Annotated in this window: 5 protein-coding genes; all 5 read right to left on the minus strand. The window is 62.2% G+C overall.

The genetic code is table 11. The features are described 5' to 3' along the window. Positions 1 to 796 (minus strand): peptide chain release factor N(5)-glutamine methyltransferase (gene prmC, locus RDM88_RS11345; RefSeq protein WP_308754948.1); only part of this gene is annotated, 796 nt, incomplete at its 3' end. 133 nt (positions 797 to 929) lie between these two features. After that, positions 930 to 1,871: a DUF1385 domain-containing protein gene (locus RDM88_RS11350; protein ID WP_308754949.1), complete on the minus strand. Its 942-nt coding sequence runs from the start codon at positions 1,869 to 1,871 to the stop codon at positions 930 to 932. A gap of 102 nt (positions 1,872 to 1,973) precedes the next feature. Then, positions 1,974 to 3,380: a HAMP domain-containing sensor histidine kinase gene (locus RDM88_RS11355; RefSeq protein WP_308754950.1), complete on the minus strand. Its 1,407-nt coding sequence runs from the start codon at positions 3,378 to 3,380 to the stop codon at positions 1,974 to 1,976. 44 nt (positions 3,381 to 3,424) lie between these two features. Next, on the minus strand, positions 3,425 to 4,129 hold the full coding sequence (locus tag RDM88_RS11360; RefSeq protein WP_308754951.1) for a response regulator transcription factor: 705 nt from the start codon (positions 4,127 to 4,129) through the stop codon (positions 3,425 to 3,427). A gap of 24 nt (positions 4,130 to 4,153) precedes the next feature. Beyond that, positions 4,154 to 5,617, minus strand: a complete 1,464-nt coding sequence (locus RDM88_RS11365) for a hypothetical protein (protein WP_308754952.1) — start codon at positions 5,615 to 5,617, stop codon at positions 4,154 to 4,156. Positions 5,618 to 5,734: the final 117 nt, after the last annotated feature.

Below are 5,734 nucleotides of genomic sequence, written 5' to 3' on the forward strand. Positions count from 1 at the left end.
CGCCCGCGAGGTCGCGGCGGGTTTCCACTTTGCGGAAACCCGCGCCGCGCACAAGCGCCGCCACCGCTTCCGCCTGCGTGTACCCCACCTCGAGCGCCAGGAAGCCTCCCTCCCTGATCAGCGGGTGGTAGAGGCCCGGCAGCGCCCGGTAAAAATCCAGCCCGTCCCCGCCGCCATAGAGCGCCATCTCCGGTTCGCGCCTGACCTGCGGCGGAAGCCCCGCCATCTCCTCCCGCGAGATGTACGGCGGGTTGGATACCACCCCGTCGAGCGGCGGCAGCGCGGGCGGCGCGAGCGCGTCGCAGAGGAGCGCCTCCACCGCCGCGCCGTTTCGTTTGATGTTTCGTTCGAGATAGGAAAACGCCGCCTCCGACAGCTCGAGCGCATAGACCCGCGCATCGGGGCGTGCGTGCGCGATCGAGATGCCTACGCATCCGCTCCCGGCGCACAGGTCCGCGACGACCGGCGAAGAAATTCCCTCCATCAGGCCGAGCGCGGTTTCCACCAGCGTCTCGGTGTCCGGCTGGGGGATGAGCACCCCCTCGCCCACATAGAAGGGCAGACCATAAAATTCCCATTCACCCAGCAGGTATTGGAGCGGCTCGCCCTCCGCGAGCGCCCGGCAGAGGGCGAAAAAGCGTTTCCGCGCGGGTTCATCCGCCCGCCGCGCGTCCAGCCCGGGCGCGTATCGGGAGAGCCCGAACGCCCCCTCGAAAAGACAGGAGACCTCGAACGCGCGGTCGGTTCCCGGCCCCGCGAGCGCGAGCCCTTCCCGGTAAACCTCGGCGAGCGTCATGAAATTCCCTCCGTTTCCAAAACGCCGGCGCGTTTTTGAGTTGCGGCGCGATGGCCGGGCGTGCCTGAACAAGGAGCTTTGAAGGGGGGCCGGGGGAAGCTTTCGAGAACGTTTCCCCCGGAGCTCTTTGGCGTTATATGGCGTCCTCGTCGTTCTCAGGGATGCAGGGATTCATGGCGGCAATGGCGACCTCAAGCTGCGAGAGGTCGGGCTCAAAGGTGGTAAGCCGCTGGAGCCAGAGGCCGGGCGCGGAGAGCGCGCGGGTAAAGGGGTTGCTGTGGCGGCCGGCGTAGCGGATGATCTCGTAGGAGATGCCGACGACGAGGGGCAAAAGCAGGATTTTGAGCGCCACGCGCATCCAGATGTTGCTCCAGGTCACGACTGAAAAGACCAGGATGGAGATGACCAGCACGATCAGCAGGAAGCTGGTGCCGCAGCGCGGATGGAAGCGGGGATATTTTTTCGCGTTTTCGGGCGTGAGTTCATCGCCCGCCTCATAACAGGCGATCGTCTTATGCTCCGCGCCGTGGTATTCAAACACCCGGTGGATGTCCGACATACGGGTGACGAGGAAGAGGTAGAGGATGAAGATCCCGATTTTCAGCAGGCCCTCGGTCAGGGTCATGACGAAACCGGGCGCGTTGACAAAGTGGCCGAGGAATTTGATAACCGCCGCGGGGAGAAGCATGAAGAGTCCGACGCAGAGCACCACCGCGAGAACGGTGACGATGACGTTGAAGACCCACATGGTCTTGTCGCCGAGGTGCTCGTCGACCCAGCGGTCAAATTTGGAGGGTTCCTCCTCCTCGGCGAAGCCGGAGAGGTCGGCGGAGCGCATGAGGCACTTATAGCCCTGCCCGAGCATGCCGATAAAATTGAAAACGCCGCGCAGGACGGGGACCCTGTTGTACCAGCGGTTGCCGCCGCTTTCCCACGTCTCGGTGATGATTTCGCCGTTCTGCTGGCGGACGGACATCGCGGAGATGCGCGGCCCTTTCATCATGACGCCCTCGATGAGGGATTGTCCGCCAATGGACGTCTTTTTGATCTCTTTTTTACAGGAGTTTTCCGACAAATGATCAGCCCTTTCCTGACAGGCCGCTGTCCGCGGCCCACCGCGCCGCCGGTTCGGGGCGGCAAGTTCAGATAACATCTTACCACGCCAATTGTGAATAAATCAACTCTTTCCCACGGGCAGCAGAATCGTCACGCGGGTGCCGACGTTTTCCTTGGAGGTGATCTCCAGCGAGCCGCCGTGCATGGCGACGATCTCGTCCGCGACCGCAAGCCCGATTCCCGAGCCGCGGCGTGTGGAATTGGCCTTGAAAAACTTCTCCTTGACCTTGGGCAGGTCCTGTTCGCGGATGCCGCAGCCGGTGTCCGCGACGATGATGCGGATATCGCCCTCCCGCATGTCGGCCTTGATGGACACCGTGTCGCCGCGGTCGGAATATTTCAATGCGTTGTCGATGATGTTGACGAACACCTGCCGCAGCCGGTTTCGGTCCCCCTCGATCGGGGCCACGAGATCGGGTTCCTCATAGACGAGGCGCTTTTCCTCATGCTTGGCGCGCTCCTCGAACATGAGCACCGCCTCGGAGAGCTCGGCGATCACGTCCATTTTGTCCTTGACGAGCTTCATCCTGCCGCTCTGTATGCGGCTGAAATCGAGCAGCTCCTCCACCATTCCGGCGAGCCGTTCTGTTTCGCCGGTGATCACCCGCATCCCCTTGGAGAGCATCTCGGGGTCGACCTCGCCGCCCATGTCGGCGATCGTCTCCGCCCAGCCCTTGATCGCGGTAAGCGGGGTGCGCAGCTCGTGGGAGACGGAGGAGATGAAGTCGTTTTTCATCCGTTCGCTCTGGGAGAGCTCCTCCGCCATATAGTTGATCGTATCGCAGAGTTCGCCGATCTCGTCGTCATTGCGCTTGGCAAGCCGCGCGTTGAAATCGCCGTGGGCGATCTTGCGCGCGGTGACGCCCACCTCGCCGACCGGGTTGACGATCGAATTGATGAAGTAGGAACCGGAGAAGATGACAAAGAAGATGATCGCCACGCACACGAGGGTGAGGATCAGAATAAATAGAATGATCTGCTGGTCCACGAGGTCGAGCGACACGGCGAACCGCACCGCCGCAATCTGCTGGTCGACGACGGGGGAGGCGCGCGTGATCGCCATGATCTTTTCCCCGTTGATCACGCCGGTGAACCGCCCGACGCCGTCGGCGGCCTTCATCGCGTCGTCGAAATCGGGCATCTGGATGTTGCTGCCCGGCTCGAACCCGCTCGAGGTAAAGGTGACCTTTTTATCAATGTCGACGGTCATCAGCTCCATGCTGTTGCGCTCCTGGAAGTTTTCCACGAGGCTGCGCACCTGCTCGGAAAAGACGGCCGAGCTGTCCTCGGCATAAGCGTTGAGCTGCGAGACGACGATGTTCGCCTGCGTCATGATCGCCGCCTGGACGTTGTTGTAATAGAAGGCGCGGATGCCGAACGCGAAACCGATCTCCAGCGCGATCAAGATGACCAGGATGACGCCGAGGTTGTTGAAAAGCCAGCGCTTGGTAATTTTTTTGACAGCCAACAGCGTCACCTCGCTTTCTTTTTACCGCTCAGAGAGCGGCAAATCTATTTCTGCACCCACTTGTAGCCGAAACCCCAGACGGTGAGCAGGAATTCCGGTTCGGAGGGCTTGTCCTCGAGCTTCATGCGCAGGCGGCGGATATTGACGTCGACGATCTTGACGTCGCCGAAATATCCCTCGCCCCACACCTTGTTAAGGATGTCCTGACGGCCGAGGGCGGTGTTGGGATTGTTGAAGAAATATTCGAGGATCTGGTATTCCACCTGGGTGAGCTCGAGAATCCTGCCGTTTTTCGAGACGGTACGGCTTTTGGTGTTGAGGACGAAGGGCCCTGACTTGATCTCGTTGGGCGCGGGCGCGGCGGCCTTTTCGGCGGCCATGGCGACCCGGCGGTAGAGCGCGTCGACCCGCGCGACCAGCTCGGAGGGGGAGAAGGGCTTGGTGACGTAGTCGTCCGCGCCGATCATCAGGCCGTTGACCTTGTCCATCTCCTGGCTTTTGGCGGTCAGCATGATGATGCCGATCGAAGAGTTTTTTTCGCGGATGCGGCGGCAGACCTCAAAGCCGTCGATGCCGGGCATCATGACGTCGAGCACCGCCACGTCAAAATAGGCGGGATTGCGGTCAAAAATCTGGAGGGCCTCCTCGCCGCTCGGGACGTCGACGACCTCGTAACCCGAGCGCTTGAGGTTGATCACCTCAAAGTCGCGGATGACGTCCTCGTCCTCGACCACCAAAATCCGTTTCATGTGAAATCCATCCTTTCCTACCGGTCAAAGCAGGGAGAACATGTCCTGCAGATCGGTCCATGTGATTGCCAGCGGGCTTGACGGGCTTTCGGGGAGATAGCCGTAGTAGCTGAACATTCCGCGGGATTCGCTGAACTTCTGGTAATTCTCCAGGAATTTGTCCTGGTAGTCCTTCTGGGAGACGACGCGGATGCGGGCCAGCTCGACCGAAAGGTCGTTGAGCGGATCGTCCGAGCCGTTGTAGCCGATAAACCGCCATTCGCCGTTCTCGATCTGGTTGACGATCGTGACCGCGCCGATCCACTGCTGGGGGAATTCGACCATATAGCCGCCCCCGCGGTTGATCGCGGCGGCGAAAACCCGGACAAGCTCGTCCTTTTCCAGGCGGTTGTATTCGGTGAGATAGAGCCGGTCGGCCTCGTCCACCTGGTCGTATCCCGGCAGCAGACGGGCGGTGGGGATTTCAATCGCGCGGTCCCCGTCGATGTCGGTGCAGAGAGGGAAAGGGCGGGTGCTGGGGTTGTTGGCGCCCGAGGCGGTGTTGGGCCGCCTGGTCATCTGGTAGAGGCTCGGTTTCTGGTAATCGGGGTCGAGCCGGTCGTAGTCCGCCTCTTCCTCCTCGCCCTGCTCCGAATAGCTGATGACGGGGACCAGCTCCCCCTCCGCCACCGAAAAGACCTCGGTGACGAGGACGTCGGTCGAGCCGACCGCAAGGCTGTCGCCGGGAATCAGCTCGTCCACGAAGATCGCACGGCGCGCGGAATCGGCCGACAGCCGTCCCGCGGCCACCCCCGCGAATTGCAGGATCCGGTCGGTGAGGGGCTTTTTATCGACGATGTCCACCGCGTCCCCGTCGAAGGAGAGCAGGTTGATCCAGAAGGATTCCAGCGTGGTGCGCGAGTTGCTCGAGAGCAGGAAGACGTCGGCCTGTCCGCTGCGGTCGAGGTCGTCGATCAGGTAGGTCGTGTAACCCGGGGAAACTCCCTCGGCCAGCGCGTTCACCAGCACGCGGTCGGCGGGGGAGTAACGGTAGATCCGCAGCTGCTTTTCCTCCCGCTCGGAGCCGCTCCAGCCGACGACCACGTCGGAGGCGTCCTTGCCGGTGATGTTCGCGAAGGCGACGAACTCGACGTCCTGCCCCGCGCCCGGCAGGTCGCAGAGCGACCGCCACACCCCGTCCTGCCGGTCGAGCAGCACGATGCGCGCAGTGTTGTCGATGGAGGGCTCGTAGAAGACGATCGCCTCCTCCTCGCCGTCCCCGTCGATGTCGTGGAAGACGAACGCCGAACGGTGGTCGCCGCTCTTGGGATATTTGAGGCTGTAGTTCTGGGTGAGCGCCGCGTCGTCTAGCGCGTCGTTGATCGCGCGCTGCTCGGGGGTCAGCCGGGGCGGGCGCATCAAATCGTCGGTCGCCGGACTGAACGAGGTGCAGGCGGAGAGCATCAGGCATGCCGCGGCCGCGGCGAGCAGTTTTGAAATACGCGGCATGTCGGTTCCCCCTTTTAAAAGAGTTTGCCCGCCCGTCGCAAGGTTACGCCGGGGGCGGGCATACGCGCAATTCGCTACGCTAATTTTATCCCATTGCGGCGCGGATGTCAATCGCGC

This window comes from uncultured Anaerotruncus sp. (assembly GCF_902490045.1).
Classification (GTDB): domain Bacteria; phylum Bacillota; class Clostridia; order Oscillospirales; family Ruminococcaceae; genus Anaerotruncus.